21 protein-coding genes are annotated in these 22497 nt (G+C 72.9%); 11 read left to right on the top strand and 10 right to left on the bottom strand.

Annotated features, from left to right (window positions below; translation table 11 throughout):
• Positions 1-28 precede the first annotated feature (28 nt).
• The 3 genes from Vse01_RS04505 to Vse01_RS04495 all read right to left on the bottom strand — a co-directional run bounded on the left by Vse01_RS04505 (position 29) and on the right by Vse01_RS04495 (position 3016).
• On the bottom strand, positions 29-1747 hold the full coding sequence (locus Vse01_RS04505) for a DNA polymerase Y family protein (RefSeq protein ID WP_373870634.1): 1719 nt from the start codon (positions 1745-1747) through the stop codon (positions 29-31).
• Complete coding sequence (gene imuA' / locus Vse01_RS04500) at positions 1710-2435, bottom strand: DnaE2-dependent mutagenesis accessory factor ImuA' (protein ID WP_093401172.1); 726 nt, start codon at positions 2433-2435, stop codon at positions 1710-1712. The genes Vse01_RS04505 and imuA' overlap by 38 nt, the downstream gene beginning before the upstream one ends.
• Before the next feature lie 131 nt (positions 2436-2566).
• Positions 2567-3016 (bottom strand): SAV_6107 family HEPN domain-containing protein, encoded by a 450-nt coding sequence (locus Vse01_RS04495; RefSeq protein ID WP_093401173.1) that lies wholly within the window; start codon positions 3014-3016, stop codon positions 2567-2569.
• 573 nt (positions 3017-3589) lie between these two features.
• Between Vse01_RS04495 and Vse01_RS04490 the strand changes: the two genes are divergently transcribed.
• The 6 genes from Vse01_RS04490 (at position 3590) to Vse01_RS04465 (ending at position 8954) form a co-directional block, all read left to right on the top strand.
• Positions 3590-4078, top strand: a complete 489-nt coding sequence (locus tag Vse01_RS04490; protein WP_093401558.1) for a YbaK/EbsC family protein — start codon at positions 3590-3592, stop codon at positions 4076-4078.
• A gap of 76 nt (positions 4079-4154) precedes the next feature.
• A complete protein-coding gene (locus Vse01_RS04485; RefSeq protein ID WP_093401174.1) occupies positions 4155-4898 on the top strand; it encodes a monooxygenase in 744 nt (247 codons plus the stop codon).
• Positions 4895-5488 (top strand): GNAT family N-acetyltransferase, encoded by a 594-nt coding sequence (locus tag Vse01_RS04480; RefSeq protein ID WP_093401175.1) that lies wholly within the window; start codon positions 4895-4897, stop codon positions 5486-5488. The genes Vse01_RS04485 and Vse01_RS04480 overlap by 4 nt, the downstream gene beginning before the upstream one ends.
• A complete protein-coding gene (locus Vse01_RS04475; protein ID WP_093401176.1) occupies positions 5485-6324 on the top strand; it encodes a carotenoid biosynthesis protein in 840 nt (279 codons plus the stop codon). The genes Vse01_RS04480 and Vse01_RS04475 overlap by 4 nt, the downstream gene beginning before the upstream one ends.
• Positions 6321-7448: a glycosyltransferase family 2 protein gene (locus tag Vse01_RS04470; protein ID WP_093401177.1), complete on the top strand. Its 1128-nt coding sequence runs from the start codon at positions 6321-6323 to the stop codon at positions 7446-7448. The genes Vse01_RS04475 and Vse01_RS04470 overlap by 4 nt, the downstream gene beginning before the upstream one ends.
• 18 nt (positions 7449-7466) lie before the next feature.
• Complete coding sequence (locus tag Vse01_RS04465) at positions 7467-8954, top strand: phytoene desaturase family protein (RefSeq protein ID WP_093401178.1); 1488 nt, start codon at positions 7467-7469, stop codon at positions 8952-8954.
• A gap of 1 nt (position 8955) precedes the next feature.
• Here the strand turns inward: Vse01_RS04465 and Vse01_RS04460 are convergent, their stop codons facing one another.
• Both Vse01_RS04460 and metF read right to left on the bottom strand, forming a co-directional pair.
• Positions 8956-9645 carry a CDP-alcohol phosphatidyltransferase family protein gene (locus tag Vse01_RS04460; protein ID WP_093401179.1) on the bottom strand — a complete coding sequence of 230 codons (690 nt, stop codon included), beginning with the start codon at positions 9643-9645 and terminating at the stop codon, positions 8956-8958.
• Positions 9646-9688: 43 nt separating this feature from the next.
• Complete coding sequence (gene metF / locus Vse01_RS04455; RefSeq protein WP_093401180.1) at positions 9689-10606, bottom strand: methylenetetrahydrofolate reductase [NAD(P)H]; 918 nt, start codon at positions 10604-10606, stop codon at positions 9689-9691.
• 1018 nt (positions 10607-11624) lie between these two features.
• Between metF and Vse01_RS04450 the strand changes: the two genes are divergently transcribed.
• Positions 11625-12707 (top strand): polyprenyl synthetase family protein, encoded by a 1083-nt coding sequence (locus tag Vse01_RS04450; RefSeq protein ID WP_093401181.1) that lies wholly within the window; start codon positions 11625-11627, stop codon positions 12705-12707.
• Between the two features lie 6 nt (positions 12708-12713).
• On the opposite strand, the gene Vse01_RS04445 is transcribed toward Vse01_RS04450, so the two are convergent.
• Complete coding sequence (locus Vse01_RS04445) at positions 12714-13097, bottom strand: Rv2175c family DNA-binding protein (RefSeq protein WP_093401182.1); 384 nt, start codon at positions 13095-13097, stop codon at positions 12714-12716.
• A 165-nt stretch (positions 13098-13262) separates the two neighbouring features.
• On the opposite strand from Vse01_RS04445, the gene pknB reads away from it, so the two are divergent.
• Positions 13263-15251: a Stk1 family PASTA domain-containing Ser/Thr kinase gene (gene pknB, locus Vse01_RS04440; RefSeq protein WP_093401183.1), complete on the top strand. Its 1989-nt coding sequence runs from the start codon at positions 13263-13265 to the stop codon at positions 15249-15251.
• A complete protein-coding gene (locus tag Vse01_RS04435) occupies positions 15251-16129 on the top strand; it encodes a deoxyribonuclease IV (protein WP_093401184.1) in 879 nt (292 codons plus the stop codon). Before pknB ends, Vse01_RS04435 begins: the two co-directional genes overlap by 1 nt.
• A 143-nt stretch (positions 16130-16272) precedes the next feature.
• On the opposite strand, the gene Vse01_RS04430 is transcribed toward Vse01_RS04435, so the two are convergent.
• The 4 genes from Vse01_RS04430 to Vse01_RS04415 all read right to left on the bottom strand — a co-directional run bounded on the left by Vse01_RS04430 (position 16273) and on the right by Vse01_RS04415 (position 21076).
• Entirely contained in the window at positions 16273-17301 is a 1029-nt protein-coding gene (locus Vse01_RS04430) for a threonine aldolase family protein (RefSeq protein WP_093401185.1), read from the bottom strand.
• A gap of 14 nt (positions 17302-17315) precedes the next feature.
• Entirely contained in the window at positions 17316-18722 is a 1407-nt protein-coding gene (locus tag Vse01_RS04425; RefSeq protein ID WP_093401186.1) for a class II 3-deoxy-7-phosphoheptulonate synthase, read from the bottom strand.
• An 87-nt stretch (positions 18723-18809) separates the two neighbouring features.
• Positions 18810-19292 carry a hypothetical protein gene (locus tag Vse01_RS04420; protein ID WP_093401187.1) on the bottom strand — a complete coding sequence of 161 codons (483 nt, stop codon included), beginning with the start codon at positions 19290-19292 and terminating at the stop codon, positions 18810-18812.
• Positions 19293-19447: 155 nt separating this feature from the next.
• Positions 19448-21076, bottom strand: coding sequence for a glycosyl hydrolase family 18 protein (locus tag Vse01_RS04415; RefSeq protein WP_093401188.1), 1629 nt, complete (start codon positions 21074-21076; stop codon positions 19448-19450).
• Between the two features lie 214 nt (positions 21077-21290).
• On the opposite strand from Vse01_RS04415, the gene Vse01_RS04410 reads away from it, so the two are divergent.
• Positions 21291-21779 (top strand): glutathione peroxidase, encoded by a 489-nt coding sequence (locus Vse01_RS04410; protein WP_093401189.1) that lies wholly within the window; start codon positions 21291-21293, stop codon positions 21777-21779.
• A gap of 199 nt (positions 21780-21978) precedes the next feature.
• On the top strand, positions 21979-22164 hold the full coding sequence (locus Vse01_RS04405) for a hypothetical protein (RefSeq protein ID WP_232510990.1): 186 nt from the start codon (positions 21979-21981) through the stop codon (positions 22162-22164).
• The last annotated feature ends 333 nt before the right edge of the window (positions 22165-22497 follow it).

Genomic DNA, 22497 nt, shown 5'->3' with positions numbered 1-22497 from the left:
GGTGAAGCCCGCCGGTCCGGGTGCCCCGTCAGTCATAGATCGCCTCCACGAGCCACCGGCCGGACTCGACGGCGAGCAGCAGGGCGGTGCCGTCGGCGAGGCGGACCTGGAACCGGGCTCGACGGCGGGCCTCGGCCGGGGCCCACCACCGCTCGTCGACCGGCCACGGACCGGCCCAACCGACGATCTCGACCCACCCGACCGTGCCACCACGGAGGGCAGCGGCCGAAGAGGGGGTGGCCGAAGAGGGGGTGGCCGAAGGGGCGGAACCCGGGGCGGGAGTGGGGCCGGCGAGCTGCGGCGGCATCGTGCCGATGCTCAGTCGGGCCGGTGGGGCGCTCACCGCCAGCCGGGCGCTCACCACGACCGGCGCGCCGGTGGCGTCGAGCACGCTGGCGGCGAGCGGGGTGGGCAGCACCACGGCCGGCGAGGGCGGCGGTAGTCGCCCCGGCCAGGGCGGTACCGCCGGCCCGGAACCCACCCGCCGTCCACCGGGACGGGTCGGGAGTCGTTCGTCGCCCCAGGGCACCAGCCGGGTCTGGTCGGCCGGGGACCGCCCGCCACCGAGCACCGCGGTGACCACCGCCTCGGGACCGAGCAGGCCCTGCACCCGGCTCAGCGCACGGTGTGCCCGCTCGCGTTCCGCGCCGGTCTCCCCCCACAGCCCGGGTTGCAGGCCGGCCTGGGCCAGCACCCCGTCCGGCAGCAGCCGCAGCCGGACGATCCCGGCAGTGGGACGGGCCGGCCGGTCACCGCCGCGACGGGCACCGGAGAGCCAGCCGTCCAGTTGCCAGCGGACCCGGTCGGCGATCGCCGCCGCGGTGAGCAGCCCGTCGTGCCGCCAGACCCGGTGCAGCTCCTGGCCGTGCGCGGTTACCGCCTCGATGCCCAGGCGGGTGCAGGCCAGTCCGTGTCCGGCGAGCCGTTCGTGCAGCTGCTCGGCCAGTGTCCGGGCCGCGAAGGCCGCCACGTCGATCCGGTCGATCGGCTCGTCCAGGTCGGCGGTGACCGTCAGGTCGACCGGTGGGCGCCGCGCCGCGAGCGGCCGGTCGTCCCGTCCGGCGGCCAGCCGATGGGCCAGCGCCCCGTCGAAGCCGAACCGGGCCAGCACGTCACCGGCGGGCAGCGCGGCGAAGTCGCCGAGCGTACGCACCCCCAGCCGGCGCAGCAGGTCGGCCAGGGCGGGGCGGCCGAGCGCCTCGACGGGCTGACCGGCCAGGAATTCCGGTGTCCCGCCGGGCGGCACGATCCGCCCCTCGCGGGCGGCCAGGCCGGCGGCGAAGACCCCGGCGGCGACACCGACCTGGCTCTCCACCGCGCAGCTGAGGGCGACGTGCTCGACGATCCGCTCGGCGGCCGCCTCCTCACCACCCAGATAGCGGCTCGGCCCCCGGGCGGCCAGCGCACAGGCCCCCGGGCGGATCACCTCGACCCCGACCGCCACCTCCTCGACAGCGGCCACCACCGGCTCGAACGCCCGGGCGTCCCGCCCCGGATCGTGGTCGACGACGGTGAGCCCGGGGCAGCGTCCCTGTGCCTCCCGCCGACGCAGCCCTCGGCGTACCCCCTCGGCGCGAGCCCGCTCGGAACAGGCGATCACCCGGTTGGCGTGCAGCACCGCGACCGGCCCGGTGGCGGGCACTCCGTCGACGATCTCGGCGGCGAGTACCGGCCAGTCCGGGCACCACAGCAGCAGTGTCCGGACCGGTTCATCCACGGCCCGCCACCACCCGCAGGCGCGTGGCACCCGACCGAGCTGTGGCGGCCGGGCCGGGCACGACCCGGGTCAGCTCGTCACCGGGCAACCAGACCTTGACCTCCCGGGGTCGGGCGGCGGCGCCCCGCCCGCGAGCCGAGATGGTCACCTCCCGGCGGCGCAACCGCCCCCGCCCCGGCCCGAGCCCCTGCCAGATCCCACGGACCACCTGGAGCGTCACGTCCGCGCCGTCCCACCGGCCGTACGGCACCAGCACGCTGCCGCGTTGCCGGGCCCGCGCGGCCAACCGGTCGGCGACGGAGGCGGAGACGGTGGACGGGACCGCGGTGACCACCACGTCGACCCCGTCGATGAGCGCGGCGACGACGGTGGGCCACTCCGGACCGGGCTGCGGCACCAGGGCGAGCCGGTCCAGGACGATGCCGGCCTCGGCTGCCGCCCCGGCCCCGAAGGTCGGCATCCCGACCACGGCGCACCAGGATCCGGCGCGGGACGCCTCGGCGAGCAGCGCGAGCAACAACGAGGTGGTGCCGCTGGGTCGGGTCTGCCCGCCACCGATCGCGATGGTGCTGCCGCGCCGCAGCCCCCGGTTGGGCAGCAACCCGGTCAACTCGGGCCGTACGGGCAGCACCCGGTGCCCACCCGCCGGGTCGGGTGCGCTGGCCGGGCGGACCAGCCCGGCCAGCGCGGCGGAACCGACCACCATGCGGCCCGCCATCGGACCTCCCCCGTCATCGCCACGGACATCCGGCTCGTGGATGGTGCTGTCGTGGATCAGAAGAACGTGTGTGTGGCGGGGCGGCGTCCGGCCACCCTAGGGTCCCGCCAACGGTGGCCGGACGCCGCGGCTCAGGCGGCGAGACCGTCGATCGCCGGCTGGTGCGCCAGGCCGAGTGCCGCCTCCACCACCGTCACGAACTCCTCGGCGGCGCGGAGCAGGTCATCGGCCTCCCGGGCGGTCACCACCCGGGGAATACCGGCCTCGGCGGCGGCTCGTTTGCCGGCGCCGAGGGCGAAGTAGCCGGCCCACTCGTCGAGCTCGGGGGCGACACTGGCGAGCAGGACCCAGACGCTGGTGATCCGGTGGCGTCGGGTGGGCGCGGGACGGGCGCGGGCGGCGAGCACCGCCGCGGCGGCACGCAGGGCCGCGAGATGGGCGGCGGCATACCGGAGGCCATCAGGGCCGGTCCGGGCGGCCTCGGCGAGCCCCTGCCGGGCCACCGCGAGCAACTGGACGGGAGTACGGTGCGGCAGCACGTTCGCGGGCACCGTCGGCGCCTGAGCCGGACTGGTCGGCATGGTCTCCTCCAGATGAGCCGGGGCGGGCAGGCGCGCGACGGAGTTGGAGCCGTCGACGCGGCAACCCGCGACGGTCGGTGCGGAGGAAGACGCACCAGGTGGGTGGCCGGCCGGGTGCGGAGCTTCCCCACACCACACCCGGCCGGCGTACCGGCGGGTCCGTCGTCCGCCGCCCGGGGGTCGTTGGGCGGCGGACGACGGCCTGCCTGACGGGCCCGGACTCGCGACTGCCCGGAGCCCAGGTGCGGTCCGCGGCACCGCACCTGTCGGAAGCCGGTGCCGCGAAACACCCGCCCCCGAGAGGGGTTGGAACGAACGTTCGAGGCAATCGAACACTCGTTCTAACTGCTGCTGACAGTACACCCTCCCACCGACGAAAACGCAACGTGTGACGCGCCAACAACATCGCTCGGATCGGCAGCGTCGCGCAGGACGCCGCAACTCGCGGCTTCACCGGCACCGGATACCGCGAGATGCGGCAACCCGGGGACGATCTGATGATCGCCGCGCGCCGACTCCCGGGGTGACGTGGCCGGTGGCGCGGGCGGTCCGCGTACCGGGAAGAATGGCGGCATGCAGTCACACCCGAACGTCCGGGCGGTGCAGGACGCGCTCGATGCCGCGAACGCCCGGAACGGCTCCGACGCGCCCGCCACGGTCCGCCTGCTGCCCGACGCCGTGCACACCGCCGCGGCCGCCGCCGAGGCGCTCGGCGTCGACGTCGGCGCCATCGCCAACTCGCTCGTCTTCGACGCCGACGGGGCCCCGCTGCTGGTGCTCACCTCCGGCGCGCACCGGGTGGACACCACCGCGCTGGCCACCCGGCTCGCCGTCACCCGGCTGCGCCGGGCCACCCCGCAGTTCGTCAAGGAACACACCGGGCAGGTGATCGGCGGGGTCGCCCCGGTGGGCCACCCGCAGCCGCTGCGCACGCTCGTCGACACCGCCCTGGACAAGTACGACGAGATCTGGGCCGCCGGCGGCGTACCGCAGGCGGTCTTCCCCACCACGTACGCCGAACTGCTCCGAGTCACCGGCGGGACCCCGACCGACGTGGCGTGAACGAGCGAAGCGAGCGAGCCATCAGGCACACCACAGTGGCGCCTCGCGCCGGCGGCGAGCGCAGCGAGGTGGCGGCGTGAGTGACCCGGAGAGCGTCCCCGAGCTGGTCACCCTGCACGTGTGGCGGATCGCGCCGGCCGCCGTGGGCCGGGCGCTGCCCCGGATGGCGGTCGACCCGCGCCGGCTGCGGGCCCTGCCCGGCGTACGGTTCGGCAAGCTGCTCGGCACCGGGACCGGCACCGGCTTCGGGCCCGGCGACGCGGACCTGACCCGGTGGGCGGCGCTGACGGTCTGGGACTCCCCCGCCGCGGCCGCCCGGTTCGCCGACTCGCCGGTGGCGCGGGCCTGGTCCGGTCTCGCCCGCGCGGGCGTCCGGCTCGACCTGCGACCGTTGACCAGCCGGGGTGAGTGGTCCGGCCGGCGGCCGTTCGGTGCGCCCGCCGGTGGCCGGGGCACCGGTCCGGTGCTGGCGCTGACCCGGGCGCGGCTACGTCCGACCCGGGCGCTCACCTTCTGGCGGGCGGTCCCGCCGGTGGCCGCGGCCCTGCACGCCGCACCGGGGCTGCTGGCCCGCTTCGGCGTCGGCGAGGCGCCCCTGGGCTGGCAGGGCACGGTGAGCGTGTGGCGTGATCCGGCGGATCTCGTGGCGTTCGCGTACCGTCACCCGCAGCACCGGGCCGCGATCACCCGGACGGAGACCCAGCGGTGGTACGCGGAGGAACTCTTCGCCCGATTCGAGGTGCGGGACGTGGTCGGCGACCGGACGGTACTGGGGTGGGTCACCGACGACGGTGACCCGGCGAAGGGTGAACGGGCATGAGGTTGGTGCGGTGGACACCTGACGATCTCCTCCGGCGACTGGACGACGTGGTGGCCGTCTACGGCGAGGCGATGGGTTACCGCGCCGACCTGCTGGAGGCCCGCCGCGGCTACATCGCCACCCACGTACGTCGGCCCGGCTTCCGCGCCGTGGCCAGCCTCACCAGCGCCGGCCACCTGGCCGGGTTCGGGTACGGCTACGTCGGCGCCGCCGGACAGTGGTGGCACGACCAGGTCTGGCGGGCACTGGACCAGCCCACCCGGCGGCGCTGGCTGACCGACTGCTTCGAGGTGGTCGAGTTGCACGTGCGGCCACCGGCCCAGGGGCACGGGCTGGGCGCCGGGCAACTGCGGGCCCTGCTCACCATGGCCGAGAACGCCACCACCCTGCTGTCCACTCCGGAGGCCGACGAGCAGACCTCGCGCGCCTGGCGGCTGTACCGCCGGTTCGGCTTCGTCGACGTGCTGCGCGACTTCCGTTTCCCCGGCGACGAACGCCCGTTCGGGGTGCTCGGCCGGGATCTGCCGCTGCCCGCGCCGGGACCGACACCACCGCCGTCGATGCCGACCCCACCGCCCACCCGGTCATGACCGCACGCGCACCCGCCCGCGGCTACGCCTGGACGTTGCTGGCCCTGCTGGTACTGGCGCAGATCTGCTACCCGCTGACCGGCGGAGTCACCCGGGCCAGGCTGACCGTGGCCACAGTCGTGCTCGGCTACCTGCTCTCGGTCGGTCACGCCCTGGTCACCCGGGGGCCACGGGCAGCGACGGCGCTTGTCGCGGTGGCCACCGGCGGCGGGTTCGCCATCGAGGCGCTCGGCGTGGCCACCGGCTTCCCGTTCGGCAGCTACGACTACTCAGGCCAGCTCGGCCCGAAACTGGCCGGCGTACCGCTGATCATCCCGCTGGCCTGGACCTGGATGGCCTGGCCGGCCTGGTTGGCGGCCACCCGGCTCACCGGCGGGTCGTCCGGTCGGTGGCGCTGGCCCGGCCGCATCGCGCTGGCCACCGTCGGGTTGGCCGCCTGGGATCTCTTCCTCGACCCGCAGATGGTGGCCGAGGGGCACTGGGTGTGGCGGGATGCCACGCCGGCCCTGCCCGGGTTGCCCGGCATCCCGGTCAGCAACTACCTGGGCTGGCTGCTGTTCGCGGTGCTGATGATGACCGCGCTGCGCCCGCTCGCCGGGCCCAGCGTGGCCACCACCGGCACCGGCGACCAGCCGATGTACGCGCTCTACCTGTGGACGTACGGCTCCAGCGTGCTCGCCCACGCCGTCTTCCTCGACCTGCCCGCCTCGGCGGTGTGGGGCGCGGCCGGCATGGCGGTGGTCGCCGTACCGCTGGCCGTCACCCTGCTGCGGGCCCGGCGGACCCGCGACCGGGCCACCGGTTCGCCACGCTCCCCGGTCGACGTGGTGGCATGATCGCCGCGCTGGTCCTGCTGCTCGGTGTCACCGTGCTGACCGCGCACACCGTGGTCAACGCGGGCCGTTGGCTGCGCCGGCCGACCGACCGGCCGGTGGAGATCAGCGAGACGGTGGCGGTGCTGCTGCCGCTGCGTGACGAGGCCGACCGGGTCACCCCGTGCCTGCGCGCCCTGCTCGCCCAGCGGGGAGTGCCTCGGCTGCGCGTCGTGGTGCTCGACGACGGCTCGGTCGACGGCACCGCCGAGGTGGTCCGCGCGGTGGTCGCCGACGACCCCCGGGTCACCCTGATCACCGGGGTGAACCCCCCGCCGGGCTGGCTGGGCAAACCGCACGCCTGCTGGCAGCTGGCCACCTGGGTCGGGGACCCGGCCGACGCACTGGTCTTCGTCGACGCCGACGTGGTGCTCGAACCGTACGCCGTGGCGGCGGCGGTCACCGAACTGCGCGCCGCCGGGGCGACACTGCTGTCGCCGTACCCACGGATCGTGGTGCGGACGGTGGCTGACCGGCTGGTGCAGCCGCTGTTGCAGTGGCTGTGGCTGACCTTCCTGCCGCTGCGGGCGATGGAGCGTTCGCCGCGACCGTCGCTGGCCGCGGCCGGCGGGCAGTTCCTGGTCGTCGACCGGGCCGGTTACCTGCGGGCCGGCGGGCACGCGGCGGTCGCCGACAAGGTGCTGGAGGACATCGAGCTGGGCCGGGCGGTGAAGCGGGCCGGCGGCCGGATCGCCCTCGCCGACGGCTCCCGGCTGGCCAGTTGCCGGATGTACGAGGACTGGCCGCAGCTGCGTGACGGCTACACCAAGTCGCTGTGGGCCTCGTTCGGGCACCCGAGCGCCGCGGCCGTGGTGCTGACCGTGCTGCTGGCGCTCTACACCGCACCGCCGCTGGTGGCCGTCGCGGCGCTGCTCGCCGGTGCGCCGACGGTGGCCGGGGTCGCCGTGGGCGCCTACCTGGCGGGGGTGGCCGGGCGGATGGTCAGTGCCCGGGCCACCGGTGGCCGGGCCTGGCCCGACGCGCTGGGCCATCCCGTGTCGGTCGCGGTCCTCGGTTGGCTGACCCTGCGGTCGTACCATCTGCGCAAGCGGCGACGCCTGTCCTGGCGTGGCCGTCCGGTGGGTTAGAGCCTGGGAGGACGCGGCATGGCGCGGATCGTGGTCATCGGCGCCGGCGTGGGTGGGCTGGCCGCCGCCGCCCGGCTGGCCGTCACCGGACACCAGGTGACAGTCCTCGAACGTGCCGATGAGATCGGCGGCAAACTCGGCCGGCACCGCCGGGACACTCCCGAGGGCGCGTTCCACTTCGACACCGGCCCCAGCCTGCTCACCCTGCCCCAGGTCTTCCACGAGCTGTTCGAGGCGACCGGGGCGAAGCTCGACGAGTACCTCGACCTGGTGCCGCTGGACCCGATCGTGCGGCACGTCTTCCCCGGCGGCGGTCCGGTGCTCGACTCCTGCGCCGACCCGACCGAGTTCACCGACCGGATCGGCGTGGCCCTCGGTGACCGGGCCGCCGGCGACTGGCAGCGGTTGTGGCGGCGCGCCGCCCGGGTGTGGCGGGCCTCGGAACGCGACATCCTGCGCCGCCGGGTCGACTCCCCCCGCGACCTGGCCCGGCTCGCCTGGCGGCTGGGCGACCTGGCCGCGATCCGACCCGGCCAGAGCCTGCGCGGGCTGGGTCGCAGCCTGATCTCCGATCCGCGGCTGCGGATGCTGCTGGACCGGTACGCCACCTACACCGGCGCCGACCCGCGCCGGGCGCCCGCCGCGCTTGTCGCGGTCCCCTACGCCGAGCTGGCCTTCGGCGGCTGGTATCTGCGCGGCGGGCTGGGCACCCTCGCCGACGCGTTGCTGTCCCGCTGTCTGGATCTGGGGGTGGTGGTGCGCACCGGCACCGCGGTCACCCGGATCGACGCGGTGGGCGGGCGGGTGCACGGGGTACGCGTCGCCGACTCGACCACTCCGGTCCCGGCCGACGTGGTGGTGGCGAACGTCGACGCGCTGAGCGTCTACCGTGACCTGCTGCCCGACGCGCGTCGGCTGGCCGGGCTCACCGACCGCAGCCTGGCCGGGTTCGTGCTGCTGCTCGGCGTCCGCGGCGACTCCGGGCTGGCCCACCACAACGTCTTCTTCCCGCGCCACTACGACGCCGAGTTCGACGCGGTCTTCGGTGACCCGGGACGGGGGGTGCGGGCCCGCCCGGCCGCCGACCCGACGGTCTTCGTCACCGTGGCGAACGACCCGGCGGTCCGCCCGGCCGGGCACGAGGCATGGTTCGTGCTGGTCAACGCCGCCCGCCAGGGCACCGCCCCGGGCGCGATCGACTGGCGTCGGCCGGGGCTGGCCCAGGCGTACGCCGATCGGATCCTCGACGTGCTTGCCGAACGCGGCGTGGACGTACGCGACCGGCTGGTGTTCCGCGACGTGCGTTCCCCGGCCGATCTGGCCGCCGCCACCGGCGCACCGGGCGGCACCATCTACGGTACGGCCGGTGGCCTGCTCCGGCCGGCCAACCGGGGACCGGCCCGGGGACTCTGGCTGGTCGGCGGCTCCAGCCATCCCGGCGGTGGTCTGCCGATGGTGACCCTCTCCGCGCAGATCGTCGCCGAGGCGATCGGCCCGGCCTGGTAGCTCAGCCGGCGTCGATCAGGGCCCGGCGCACCGCGGAGAGCAGCTGTCCCAGCCCGAAGGCGGCGAGCAGCACCCAGACCGCGGTCGCCATGGTGATGGTGCCGGCGGCCAGGTCCACCTCGATCAGTCCACTCAGGCCGGCCAACAGCAGCCCCGCCACGGCCACACAGACCCGGGTGGGCCGCTCCCCCACGGTGACCGCGCCGATCTCCCGCATCCCGGCGGCGACCGCCCGGGCCCGGACGTACTCGTGCAGCCAGGAGAGCGCACCACCCGCGGCGACCAGCGCCCCCGGCGCGCCGACCAGCCAGAACGCCACCAGCCAGGCAGCCTCGCCGATCCGGTCGGCCAACGAGTCGTAGACGTAGCCGAGCCGGGTGGTGCGGCCGGTGGCCACGGCCACCGCACCGTCGACGCTGTCGGCCACCGAGGCGAGCAGCACGAACAGCGCGCCCAGGAACGGCCCGTCGCCCGGTCGGACCGCGAGCAGCGGTACGCAGAGACAGAGCAGCACCCCGACCACCGTCACCGCGGTCGGGCCGACCCGTAGCCGGCCCAGCAGGAATCCGATGTGGTAGGAGAAGCGCAGCCAGCCACGCACCACGGGAGTGGCGGCCCGGGGATCGAACCCGCCGTGCAGCCGGGCCCACGCCGTGGCGTAATCGTTCCAGTTCAGCTGTCTGCCCACCACGGTTCAACCGTCGCGACAGCGCCGAGGTGTCGCGCGCCGGGTGTCACGTCTCGGCGCCCACCCGCAGGTTCTGCCATATCTCCCGGGTCGCGGTGGACCGGTTGAAGGTGATGAAGTGGATCCCCGGGACCCCCTCGTCGAGCAACCGGAGGCACATCTCGCTGGTCTGCTCGATGCCGAGCCGGCGGACCGCCTCCGGATCGTCGGCGACCCGCTCGAACCGCGCGGCCAGCGCGGGCGGGAAGGGTGCCCCGGACAGCTGCACGGAGCGCTCGATGGTGCCGATCCGGGTCACCGGCATCACCCCGGCCAGGATCGGGGTGTCGCAGCCGGCGGCGGCCACCCGGTCCCGCAGCCGAAGATATTCGTCAGCGTCGAAGAACATCTGAGTGATCGCGAAATCCGCGCCGGCCCGGCACTTGCGGATGAAGTACTCGGTGTCGGTGTCGACATCCGGCGAGCGCGGATGCCGGTAGGGGAAGGCGGCGACACCGACGCTGAAGTCGCCGGAGTGACGGACCAGCCGGACCAGATCCTCGGCGTAGTGCACGCCGTCGGGGTGCGGAATCCACTCGCCGGTGGGATCGCCCGGCGGGTCGCCGCGCACCACAAGCACGTTGCGCACCCCGACGCCGGCCAGCCGGCCGATCACGTGCCGCAACTCGGCGACGGAATGGTTGACCGCCGTCAGGTGGGCCATCGGCAGCAGGGTGGTCTCGGTGGCGATGCGCTCGGTGACCGCGACCGTGGTGTCCCGGGTCGAGCCGCCGGCACCGTAGGTGATCGAGACGAAGGACGGACGCAGGGGCTCCAGCTCGCGGATGGCCTGCCACAACTGCCGCTCGCCCTGCTCCGTCTTCGGGGGCATGAACTCGAAGGAGAAGGTCGGCTGACAGTCGCGGACCAGCTCTCCGATCGCCGGTTGCGGATTCGGGAGGACCGAGGGAAGACCGAGCGCCACGCACCGACTCTAGCGGGCCGGGCCGGACACCCCCACCGGCTTCCCAGCGGTGGGGACGCGTGCCGCGTTCAGGAACTGTCGCACCTGCCGGCTAACGTGCACGCCTGGCGCGGATGCGGCCGAGTCCGCACCTGGGGGCCGCGCGGGGGTCAGCAGCAGATCGGTGCGCACCGGCATCTCCCGTACGGGTGGGTCGGGCCACCGCCACGCCGACCCGCCCCGGAGGCCCCGATGTCACAGCCCCCGCCCAGCCGACCGCCGCTCGGCCCGATGGTGGCCCGGTTACGACTTGCCAAGGGCTGGAGCCAGTCCCGCCTCGCGGCAGAACTCTGCGCCGCCGCCGGAGTGTCCACGCTGAGCCGGCACGAGGTTTCTCGGTGGGAGCGGCAGGTGCGGGTGCCGGGCCGGTTCTGGCGTGGCTGGCTGGCCCTGGTGCTCGCGGCGCCGGCGAGCCCGCTGGCCACCGGGCCGGACGCCCTGTCGATCGAATCCGGCACACCCACTGATCCGGCAGGCAGATCCACCGGCCCGGCGGCCAGGCCGACCCGCCCAGCCGCCACAACCGTCGGTACGGCGGCCCGGCCCGCCGGGCGTTCCCGCCGGCCCCGGTGTCACAGCCCTCGCCCGGCCAACCGCCGCTCGACCCGGCGCACCTCGGTCGGGCGACCTCCTGCGGATCTCCCAGGACGCGAGCCCACAGTTCTACCGGCCGATCACGCTCCGAGTGATCAAGACGCTTGACTGGACCACGTACGACGGGTGGATCTGGTTGGCGGGGTATCAGATTGACGACAAGCGGAACGCCGTAGCACGGCGGACAGTCTTCGTCCTGATCGAAGGGCTCAAGGTGGCTGGTGGCGCGCCAGGGGGTCGGGCTCGTCGACCGTCACCCCGAGGGCCTCGATCGTCGACCAGCCCTCCGGCAGAGCATCGATCCGGCCGCGACCAGCAGTTGGCCCCGACGCGCCGGAGGGCGGGTGGGTCGTGCCGGCGCACCCCGACCCATTAGCGTCGGGACGTGACCCATGCTGCTCCCGTCTCCCCCGTCGACCGTGCCAGCCTGCGCCAGCGGGTCGACAAGGCGCTGTCGGAATTCCTCGCCGGCCGTCGCGCCTGGATGACCGACGTCGACGACGCCCTGGTGCCGGTCGCCGAGGCGATCGAGGCGTTCGTGCTGGGTGGCGGCAAGCGGCTGCGGCCGGCCTTCGCCTACTGGGGCTACCGGGGTGCCGGCGGGGTGGACACCGACCCGGTGGTGACCGCCCTCGCCGCGCTCGAGTTCGTGCAGGCCAGCGCCCTGATCCACGACGACCTGATGGACCGCTCGGACACCCGACGGGGTGAGCCCGCGGTGCACCGGCGGTTCGCCAACCGGCACCGCGGCGCCGGCTGGGGTGGCGACCCGGACGGCTTCGGTGACGCCGCGGCGATCCTGCTGGGTGACCTGTGCCTGGTCTGGTCCGACGAGCTGCTGCACTCCGCCGGACTCGACCCCCGGACGGTGGCCCGCGCCCGACCGGACTTCGACGAGATGCGCACCGAGGTCACCATCGGGCAGTACCTGGACGTGCTGACCCAGGCCACGGGCGACACCTCGCTGGAACGGGCCGGCAAGGTCGCCCGGTACAAGTCGGCCAAGTACACCGTGGAGCGGCCACTGCTGATCGGCGCGGCGCTGGCCGACGCCCCCGCGGACGTACGCATCGCCTACTCGGCGTACGGCCTGCCGTTGGGTGAGGCTTTCCAGCTGCGTGACGATGTGCTGGGTGTCTTCGGCGACCCGGCGCAGACCGGCAAGCCGGCCGGCGACGACCTGCGCGAGGGCAAGCGGACCTACCTGGTGGCGGCGGCCCTGGAGGTGGCCGACGACACCGGTCGCGCGCTGCTGCTCGGTGGCCTCGGCGATGGCGAGCTGGACGCCGCTGGGGTGGCTCGGCTACGGGAAGTGATCGTCGACACCGGCGCGCTGGCCCGTACCGAGCAGCGCATCGTCACCCTGACCGACGCGGCGCTCGCCGCGCTCACCGCCGTCGACCTCGACACCGAGGCCCGGCAGGCGCTGGTGGACCTGGCCATCGCCGCCACCCGCCGCGCCGACTGACTCCCCTCAGAAGCCCAGGGCCTGGGCGCGACGCTTGACCTCACGGGCCTGATCGCCGCCGAGGGCGGCGGCGGGGGTGCCACCGGCCAACGTGTCGTCGGGCTCGTAGAGCCAGCGCAGTGCGGCCTCGTCGTCGTAGCCGGCGTCGGCCAGCAGGGTGAGCACGCCCGGCAGGTGTTTGAGCACGGTCCGGTTGGCCACCAGGTCGGCCGGGATCCGGCGGACACCGTCGCGGCGGACCGCGACCAGTTCCCGGTCCCGGATCATCTGGTGGACCTTGCTGATCGGCAGGTCGAGCCGCTCGGCGACGTCCGGCAGGGTCAGCCAGCCCGCCGGGTCGGCGGGACCGGCCAGGGGCGCACCGCCCTCGGCGGGTACGGAATCGGTCACGCGCAACACCCTGCCACGCCACCCCCAGGCCCGGTCAACGGCCTCCCGACAACCACCCTGAGCAGGGGCGACCGTCACCCTGCGCGCGCGCCGGACCCAAGCTGGGAAGCCTGTCGGTAGCATCCTGTTCAACCTTCGTCCCCCCGACACATAGACTGCCTGCTGATGGACACACAGGTCGCCGACACGTTGCTGGGCTCGCTGATCGACGGGCGCTACCGCATTCGCGGTCGCGTGGCCCGTGGCGGCATGGCGACCGTGTACACCGCCACCGACGAGCGGCTCGAACGCACCGTCGCTGTCAAGATCATCCATTCCGCACAGGGAACGCCCGGCCAGGCCGGCCGGCCCAGCTTCGTCGACCGGTTCACCGACGAGGCCAAGACCATCGCCCGCCTCACCCACCCCAACGTGGTGGCGGTCTACGACCAGGGCACCCACGCCGGGCGGCCCTACCTGGTCATGGAGTACGTCCGCGGCCGCACCCTGCGCGAGGTGCTGGCCGAGCGGCGGCGGCTCAACCCGGACGAGGCACTGGCCATCACCGAGCAGATGCTCGCGGCCATCGGCGCCGCCCACCGGGCCGGCCTGGTGCACCGCGATGTGAAACCGGAGAACGTGCTGGTCGCGGAGGCACCCAGCGGCGGTCCGGCCAACCTCGTCGACAGCGTGGTCAAGGTGACCGACTTCGGGCTGGCCCGTGCCGTCGAGGCGAGCACCGACCACGACAGCGGAAACCAGTTGATGGCCACCGTGGCGTACGTCGCCCCGGAGCTGGTGACCGACGGCCGGGCCGATGCCCGCACCGACGTCTACTCGACGGGCATCGTGCTGTTCGAGATGCTCACCGGCCGGGTCCCGTACGACGGTGACCGGCCGATCGACATCGCCTGGCAGCACGTCGACCGGGACGTCCCCGCACCATCGACGCTGGTGCCGGGCCTGCCGAGGGTGCTCGACGACCTGGTCGCCCGCGCCACCCGTCGCGATCCGTCGGCCCGTCCCGCCGATGCCGGCACGCTGCTGGCCGAGGTGCAGGTGGCCCGGGACGGGCTGGGCAGCCCGAACAGCCACACCGCTCTGATCGCTCCGGTGACCGACGGCCCGGCCGTGTCGCAACCGACGATGATGGTCGCGCCCGTACGTCCGGCCGAGCGACCGACCTGGGCCCGCCTGCCGGAAGATGGCCCGCCCGCTCGCGGTCGGCGGCGCGCGACGCCGAGCGGCGGTGACGATCTGCGTGCCCGACTGGCCGGGCTGGGCGCCCGGCTAACCGGCCAGGGCGGCGGACGTCTCGCCGTCGCGGCCGTCGTCGTGGTGCTCGGGCTGGTGGCCGCGCTCGGTGGCTGGTGGTTCGGCGTCGGTCGGTACACCACCGCGCCGCAGCTGGTGAGCATGAGCAAGGCCGAGGCGGAGGCACAGGCATCCCAGGCCGGCTTCGAGGTGGTCTACGCCGGCCCTCGGTACGACGACCAGATCCCCCGCGACGGCGTGCTGAGCCAGGATCCCGCCTCGTCCGCCCGGATCGTCAAGGGCGGCACCATCACCCTCACCCTGTCGCTCGGGCCGGAGCGCTTCGAGCTGCCGGACGTGGTCGGCAAGGAGTTCGCGCTGGCCGAGGCCGACCTGCTCAGCGCCCAGCTAGAGGTGGCCAAGGGCACCGCCCGGTACGACGACAGCCTGCCGGAGGGCATCGTGGTGGCCACCGACCCGAAGGCGGGCGAAGAGGTCAAGCCGGGCGACGAGATCACCGTCATCCTCAGCAAGGGCCGGGCCCCGATCACCGTGCCGAACCTGGTCGGCAAGAACCTCAACGACGCCCGTAACCAGATCGCGCAGCTCGGACTGGTGCTGGTGGAGCCGACGCGCAAGGAGTCCGACAAGCCGCGTGACGAGGTGATCGGGCAGAGCCCGGCCGCTGGCGGCGGCGTGGAAAAGGGTGCCCAGATCCGGCTGGAGGTCAGCGAGGGCCCGCCGCTGGTGACCGTGCCGCGCGTCGTCGACCTGCCCTGTCAGCAGGCTAAGCAGGTGCTGGAGAGCCAGGGCTTCCCGGTGGCGGTGCAGTTCAACCCGAACGCCGTCACCCGCTTCCAGAACCCGAACGAGAACGCCCAGGTCGCCCCGGGGACACAGATCACCATCGGATGCTTCTGATGCCGACGCCGGACGCCGGGCACCGGCCGATCGGATCGCACACGCCCGCCTCGGGAGGGCTGGCCAAGGCGGCGCTGCCGTACGTCGACGCGGCCGGCTCCGAAGTGGCGCAGGTCTACGTCGGCAACTCCCGGGGCTGGGCGATGCCGGCCGGCGATCCGGTGCAGGACGCGCTGTTCCGGGACGGCTGCGCCGAACGCGGGGTCGCCGTCTACATCCACGCGTCGCTACTGGTCAACCTCGGTTCACCGACCGAGGCAACGGTCGAGCGGTCGACCCAGAGCCTGGCGCACGCGCTGCGCCGAGGTGCCGCGATCGGCGCGCGCGGGGTGGTCTTCCACGCCGGCAGTGCGGTGGACGCCGGGCACGCCGACGCGGCCATGCGGCAGGTACGCGAGTCGCTGCTGCCGCTGCTCGACTCGGCCGCCGACACGGGCGGCCCGATGCTGCTGGTCGAGCCGAGCGCCGGAGGCGGCCGGTCACTGGCCTGCCGGGTGGAGCAGCTCGGCCCGTACCTCGACGCGGTCGACCGGCATCCGCAGCTCGGGGTCTGCTTCGACACCTGCCACGCCTGGGCGGCCGGGCACAACCTGGCCGCCGAGGGCGGGATGACCGCGACGCTTGACGCTCTGGTGACCACGGTCGGTGCGGACCGGCTGCGGCTGGTGCACGCGAACGACTCGAAGGACCTGTGCGGTTCCACCCGGGACCGGCACGAGAACATCGGCAAGGGCATGATCGGCGAGCCCGCCTTCGCCGAGCTGATGCGTCACCCCGCCACCGCCGGTGTCCCGATCCTGGTGGAAACCCCCACCGAGCGTCACGAGGGCCACGCCGCCGACATCACCACCCTCCGCCGCCTTCTCCCCCGCCCCTAACCCCGCGCTTCCCCACCCCTCTTCACTCCGCGATCTTGCACTTTTTGCCTCCACATAAGCCGCAAAAGGGGCGTAACGGCGACCAAAAGTGCAAGATCGCGGAGGGGTGGGGGGTGGGGTGTGGGGCGGGTGAGGGCAGGGGGTCAGCGGCGGAAAATGTGGGTGAGGATGGCGGCGGCTCGGGCGACCTGGCTGTCGGTGACGTCCAGGTGGGTGACCAGGCGGGCCGTGCGGGGACCGAGCACCGAGATCAGTACGCCCTCGGCGCGGGCGGCGGCGGCCAGGGTCGGCGCATCCAGCGGGGCCTTGGTCAGATCCAGTGGAACGATGTTGGTGCGTACCGTGGTGGCCAGCACCCCGAACGGGGCGACCGCCTCCGCCAGTCGGGCCGCCTTCGCATGATCGGCCGCCAGCCGGCCGATGTGGTGAGCCAGGGCGTGCCGACCAGCGGCGGCCAGGATGCCCGCCTGACGCATCCCACCACCCATCCGCTTGCGGATCACCCGACCCCGTTCGATCCGGTCGGCAGCGCCGACGACAAGTGAGCCGACCGGCGCGCCGAGCCCCTTGGACAGGCAGACCGACAGGGTGTCGAACAACGCGCCGTAGGTGGCCAGGGGCACCCCGTCGGCGACGTGCGCGTGCCAGATCCGAGCACCGTCGCAGTGCAGCGCCAACTGCCCGGTGTCGGCGACCCGGCGCAGCTCGCGCAGCGAATCGAGGGGAATCACCCCGCCGCCGCCACGGTTGTGGGTCTGCTCCACCGCGATCGCCCGGGTGGGCACCGCCCAGTAGCCGTCGGGACGCACCATGCCGGCGATCACGTCGGGGTCGAGCTGGGCACCCACCGCAGGCCAGGTCCGTGAGGTGACCCCGCCGTACGCGGCGGCAGCCCCCATCTCGTACGTGACCACGTGCGCGTCGGCATCGCAGAGCAGCTCGGAGCCGGGCGGCACCAGCAGTTGCAGGGCGATCTGGTTGGCCATCGACCCGCTCGGGCAGAACAACGCCGCCTCGTGCCCGAACATCGCGGCGATCTCGACCTCCAGGGCCTGCACCGTGGGGTCCTCGCCGTAGACGTCGTCACCCACCTCGGCGCTGGCCATGGCCTGCCGCATCGCGGCCGTGGGTCGGGTCACCGTGTCCGACCGCAGGTCGATCAGGTCAGCCACAGTCACTCCTCGCGTCAGCCACGCAGCATCTCCGCGACGAGGAAGGCCAGCTCCAGCGACTGCTGGGTGTTCAGCCGGGGGTCGCAGGCGGTCTCGTAGCGGTCGGGCAGGTCGAGGTCGGCGATGCCCTGAGCGCCGCCGAGGCACTCGGTGACGTCCTCGCCGGTCAACTCGACGTGCAGGCCGCCGGGGTGGGTCTCCAGGCCACGGTGCACCTCGAAGTAGCCCAGCACCTCATCGACGATCCGATCGAAGTGGCGCGTCTTGTAGCCGTTTGACGACTCGTGGGTGTTGCCGTGCATCGGGTCGCACTGCCACACCACCTTGGCTCCGGCGGCGGTCACCTTAGCCACGATCGGCGGCAGCGCGTCGCGGACCTTGTGATTGCCCATCCGGCTGATCAGGGTGAGCCGGCCGGGGATGTTGTCCGGGTTCAGCTTCTCGCACAGCTCGATCGCCTCGTCCGGGGTGGTGGTCGGGCCGAGCTTGACCCCGATCGGGTTGGCGATGCGGGAGATGAAGTCGATGTGCGCGCCGTTGATCTGCCGGGTGCGCTCACCGATCCAGAGGAAGTGCCCGGAGAGCCCGTACGGCCGGCCACCGGAAACCCGGGTCAACGCCCGGTCGTACTCCAGCGCGAGGGCCTCATGCGAGCAGTACAGGGTGACCGTACGCAACGCGTCGTCCTCGGTCATCCCGCAGGCGCGGATGAACGCCAGGGCCCGGTCGATCTCCCGGGCGATCGCCTCGTACCGCTCGCCGGCCGGCGAGTTGCGTACGAAGCCCTTGTTCCAGTCGTGCACCGCGTGCAGATCGGCCAGCCCACCGGCCAGGTACGCCCGCAACATGTTCATGGCGGCGGCCGAGTTCGCGTACGCCCTGATCATGCGCTGCGGGTCGGCGACCCGCGCCTCCGGCGTGGCCTCCAGCGAGTTGATCATGTCGCCGCGGTAGGCCGGCAGGCCCCGCGCGTCGGTCGGCAGCGACCGGGGCTTGGTGTACTGCCCGGCCACCCGGGCCACCTTCACCACCGGCAACGACGCGCCATAGGTCAGCACGATGGCCATCTGCAGCAGCGTGCGGGCGTTGGCCAGCAGGTGGCTCTCGGTGTTGTCGGCGAAGGTCTCCGCGCAGTCACCGCCCTGGAGCAGGAACGCCTTGCCCTCGCAGACCAACGCCAGACGCTGACGCAACTGATCGACCTCGTACGGGGCGACCACCGACGGCACGGTGTCGAGCACCTTGCAGACCTCGGCGACCTGGGCCGCGTCGGGCCAGGGCGGAGTCTGGGCACGCGGCAGCTGTCGCCAGCGGTCCAGGCCGAGAGCCTCGTCCTCGGCGGAGTCGACGGTCGGGCGGCTGGTCTGCAGCACCGGGCTGCCCACCGCCGGATGACTCAACTGATGCCACTCATGGCGCATGCTATTCAGCGTACGGCGACCAGCCGGACGGGCCATCGGCGAGGGGCCGGGTTCCGGCAGATGGACGATCCTCGACGGCGACGCAGGTCAGGGCGTCGGTGCCGGTGCCGGACTGTGTGCGCCCGGCCGCTCGTCGGAGATACACCAGTCGAGCCCGTCGCGAGTGACGGTGAACAGCAGCGGGCGGGTCGCCTTCTTCTTGCCGACGGTCACCGTGATCGCGGTGCTGACCTCCTGCCCGGACGGACCGGGCCGGATGTCGGTGATCTCGGACTTGGACACCTCGAAGTGGTCGGCGAAGTCTCCGTTCGCCTCGGTGGCGGCCGCGTCGAACGCCTCGTGCAGCACCGCGCAGAGTTGGCTGCGCCCGGCCGCCACGTCCTTGGCGGTCATCGCGTCGAGATATGCCTGGACCCGCTCGCGGGACTTCAGGGTGGCCTCCTCGGCCGGTGCCCGCCCCGGTTGCTCCGCCTCGGGCTCACCGCCGACGAGCCCGCAGCCGACGAGCGCGAGAGGCACGGTGGCGAGCAGCGCGATGACGCTCGTCGGACGCCGGTTCCTGACCCGCATCGGCACCTCCCTCGACGCCGGACATCGAGACACGGTCGAGCGGCGAGTCTGTCACACCACCGTCCGGGCATCGAGATCGACCCCGGGCACAGCGGACGGGGAGGGGCCGGTGCGGGGCCCCTCCCCGTCGTGTGGGTGGTGCGTCGACCGTCGGCTCAGCCGAGGCCGCCCTTGATGGCGCTGATCAGCTCACCGTTGCTGGTGTCACCGGAGAGCTCCCAGAAGAAGGCGCCACCGAGGCCCTGGTTCTTGGCGTACGTCATCTTGCCGCCGATGGTCGACGGGGTGTCGTAGCTCCACCAGTTGCTGCCGCACTTCGCGTACGCCGTGCCGGCGACGGTGCCGGTGGCCGGGCAGGTGTTCTTGAGCACCTTGTAGTCCTCGATGCCCTGCTCGTAGGTGCCCGGTGCCGGCCCGGTCGCGGTGCCGCCCGGCGTGGACTGGGTGACCCCGGTCCAGCCACGGCCGTAGAAGCCGACGCCGAGCAGCAGCTTGTTGGCCGGGATGCCCTTGCTCTTGAGCTTCTGGATCGCCGCATCGGACCAGAAGCCCTGCTGCGGGATGCCCGAGTACGAGTACAGCGGCGAGTGCGGGGCGGTGGGGCCCTGCGCGTTGAAGGCGCCGAAGTAGTCGTACGTCATCGGCATGATCCAGTTGAGGTGCGTGGCGGCACCGGCGTAGTCGGTGGCGTCGATCTTGCCGCCGTTGCTGCCGTCGGCGGTGATCGCGGCGGTGACCAGGTTGTTCGAGCCGAACCGGGCGCGCAGCGCGCTGGCCACGTTCTTGAACGCGTTCGGGCCGCTGGCGTCACAGGTCAGGCCACAGGCGTTGGGGTACTCCCAGTCGATGTCGATGCCGTCGAAGACGTCGGCCCAACGCGGGTCCTCGACCAGGTTGTAGCAGCTCTCGGCGAAGGCGGTCGGGTTCTGCGCGGCCTGGGTGAAGCCGCCGGACCAGGTCCAGCCACCGAACGACCAGATCACCTTGAGGTGCGGGTACATCTTCTTGAGCTTGCGCAGCTGGTTGAAACTGCCACGCAGCGGCTGGTCCCAGGTGTCGGCGACGCCGTCGACACTCTCCGCCGCGGTGTACGCCTTCTCGTAGTCGGCGTAGCTGTCCCCGATGGTGCACCGGCCGCCCGTGGTGTTGCCGAAGGCGTACAGGATGTGGGTCAGCTTCGCGGCTGAGCCGCTGGTGTGGATGTTCCGCACGTGATAGTTGCGGGCGTAGACGCCCCACTGGGCGAAGTAGCCGACCACCTTCTGCGCACCCGGGTTCGGCGGCGTGGTGGTCGGGGGCGTGGTGGTCGGCGGGGTGGTCGTGGGTGGCGTGGTCGTGGGTGGGGTCGTGGTGGGCGGTGCGGTGGTGGTCGGCGGCGTGGTGCCGCCGCCGCACGACGCGCCGTTGATGGTGCAGTTCAGCGGCGCCCGGTACGCGCCGGTGCCGTTGTATCCCCAGCTGAAGGAGGCGCCCGGGGCCAACGCACCGGCCCAGCTCTTCTTGACCGCCACATAGCGGTTGCCGTTGCGGGTGACGTCGGCGTCCCAGTAGCTGCCGATGCTGGTGCCTGAGGGCAGCTCGAACTCGATGCGCCAGGTGCTGACGCTGGCGTCCGACCCGTTGGTGATGGTGACCCGCGTTTCGTGACCCGTACCCCAGTCCGACACCCGGGTGAACGAGGCGGTCACGCTTCCGGCGCCGAACGCCGAGGCCATCGGGACCGTGGCGACGGTCACCGCGACCACGGCGCCGACCCAGAGGGCTCGGCGAAGCGATCTCTTCATGTGGCGTCTCCAAACAGTTAGGAAACTTTCCAAAAGGATGAGGAGACGCTACTCACACGCCACCACTTCGTCAAGATGTCCATGTATCGATTGGGCGAGGAGGCCAGATTGGACTTCTCCCGGCGTCACCGCCGGTCAGGGGTCGGGTACCGATCGGTAACTTCACCACCACCCGCATCGCCCGCGCCCACCGTCGCGGCGGTAGCCTCCGGGCATGACCGTCTTCGACATTCCGATCGGTGCCCTCGCCGGTGGCCCGGCCGACCTCGCGCAGTACCGCGGACGCGCCCTGTTGATCGTCAACGTCGCCTCGCGCTGCGGCCTCACCCCGCAGTACGCGGGCCTACAGACCCTCCAGGACGAGTACGCCGACCGTGGACTCACCGTGCTCGGCGTGCCGTGCAACCAGTTCGCCGGCCAGGAGCCGGGCAGCGCGGCGGAGATCAGCGAGTTCTGCCAGGTCAACTACGGGGTGACCTTCCCGATCACGGAGAAGGTCGACGTGAACGGCCCCGACCGCCACCCCCTGTACGCGGCCCTGGTGGACACCGCCGACGCCGACGGTCACACCGGCGACGTCCGGTGGAACTTCGAGAAGTTCCTCGTCGCTCCCGACGGCTCCGTCGCCGCCCGCTTCGCCCCCACCGTCACCCCCGACGACCCCACCCTCCGCGCCACCATCGACAAGAACCTCCCCGCGTAACCCACCCCACCCCCGCCCCCACCTCGTCGATCTTGCAGTTGTGGTCGGCTTTTTCTGGCTTTCGCACACTTTTGGTCCGACAAGAACTGCATGATCGACGAGCCGGTGGGTGGAACGGCGGGGCGAGGCAGGTTCGGGGCAGGTAAGCGCGGTGGAGGGGTGAGGCATCGCCGGTGACGACCCGGCGGCCAAGGCAACCGTGACCGACTTCCTGGATCGGATCGGCTACGACACGGTGGACGCGGGCCCGCTCGCCGACAGCTGGCGCTTCCAGCCGGACACCCCCGCCTACGGGGTCATCTACTCCGCCGATCCGGCGAACCGGGAACAGGAGACGCCGGCCGGCGCGGGCGTTCTGCGCGCTGCCCTCGCCGACGCCGGCTGACCCGGCCGCAGTCCGACACCGACGTCGCCCCGGGCGGTGCCGGAGCCATCATTCCGACTCTTGTCGAGATTCGTCGATTTCCGGTTCCGCCATCGGCGGAATCAGCCCGGCGGACCCGTGTAGATGTCATGGAGATTCCGTCTCGGTCCCATGGAGATTCCATGTAGATCTCGCAAATGTCCACGCCGGCCAGATACGACAGGCACGAGATGAACCGGCCGACCGAGGCGCAGACCACACCGCAAAAATGCTGCGCTGTCAGCGACGAAACCGGCAGCACCAGCCTCGGCGGACGCCTGGCACCAACCCGGGCAGATGACTCATTCGGACGGT

Source organism: Micromonospora sediminimaris, assembly GCF_016863575.1.
GTDB classification, from domain to species: Bacteria; Actinomycetota; Actinomycetes; order Mycobacteriales; family Micromonosporaceae; genus Micromonospora; species Micromonospora sediminimaris.
The sequence above is the reverse complement of the archived record's forward strand: the minus strand, read 5'-3'. Positions and strand labels throughout refer to the sequence as shown.

Excerpts from the sequence above, each read along its gene's own strand:
- imuA' (WP_093401172.1), bottom strand. The coding sequence starts at position 2,435 with ATGGCGGGCCGCATGGTGGTCGGTTCCGCCGCGCTGGCCGGGCTGGTC.
- Vse01_RS04495 (WP_093401173.1), bottom strand. The coding sequence starts at position 3,016 with ATGCCGACCAGTCCGGCTCAGGCGCCGACGGTGCCCGCGAACGTGCTG.
- Vse01_RS04490 (WP_093401558.1), top strand. The coding sequence starts at position 3,590 with ATGCAGTCACACCCGAACGTCCGGGCGGTGCAGGACGCGCTCGATGCC.
- Vse01_RS04480 (WP_093401175.1), top strand. The coding sequence starts at position 4,895 with ATGAGGTTGGTGCGGTGGACACCTGACGATCTCCTCCGGCGACTGGAC.
- Vse01_RS04475 (WP_093401176.1), top strand. The coding sequence starts at position 5,485 with ATGACCGCACGCGCACCCGCCCGCGGCTACGCCTGGACGTTGCTGGCC.
- Vse01_RS04470 (WP_093401177.1), top strand. The coding sequence starts at position 6,321 with ATGATCGCCGCGCTGGTCCTGCTGCTCGGTGTCACCGTGCTGACCGCG.
- Vse01_RS04465 (WP_093401178.1), top strand. The coding sequence starts at position 7,467 with ATGGCGCGGATCGTGGTCATCGGCGCCGGCGTGGGTGGGCTGGCCGCC.
- pknB (WP_093401183.1), top strand. The coding sequence starts at position 13,263 with ATGGACACACAGGTCGCCGACACGTTGCTGGGCTCGCTGATCGACGGG.
- Vse01_RS04435 (WP_093401184.1), top strand. The coding sequence starts at position 15,251 with ATGCCGACGCCGGACGCCGGGCACCGGCCGATCGGATCGCACACGCCC.
- Vse01_RS04425 (WP_093401186.1), bottom strand. The coding sequence starts at position 18,722 with ATGCGCCATGAGTGGCATCAGTTGAGTCATCCGGCGGTGGGCAGCCCG.
- Vse01_RS04420 (WP_093401187.1), bottom strand. The coding sequence starts at position 19,292 with ATGCGGGTCAGGAACCGGCGTCCGACGAGCGTCATCGCGCTGCTCGCC.
- Vse01_RS04415 (WP_093401188.1), bottom strand. The coding sequence starts at position 21,076 with ATGAAGAGATCGCTTCGCCGAGCCCTCTGGGTCGGCGCCGTGGTCGCG.
- Vse01_RS04410 (WP_093401189.1), top strand. The coding sequence starts at position 21,291 with ATGACCGTCTTCGACATTCCGATCGGTGCCCTCGCCGGTGGCCCGGCC.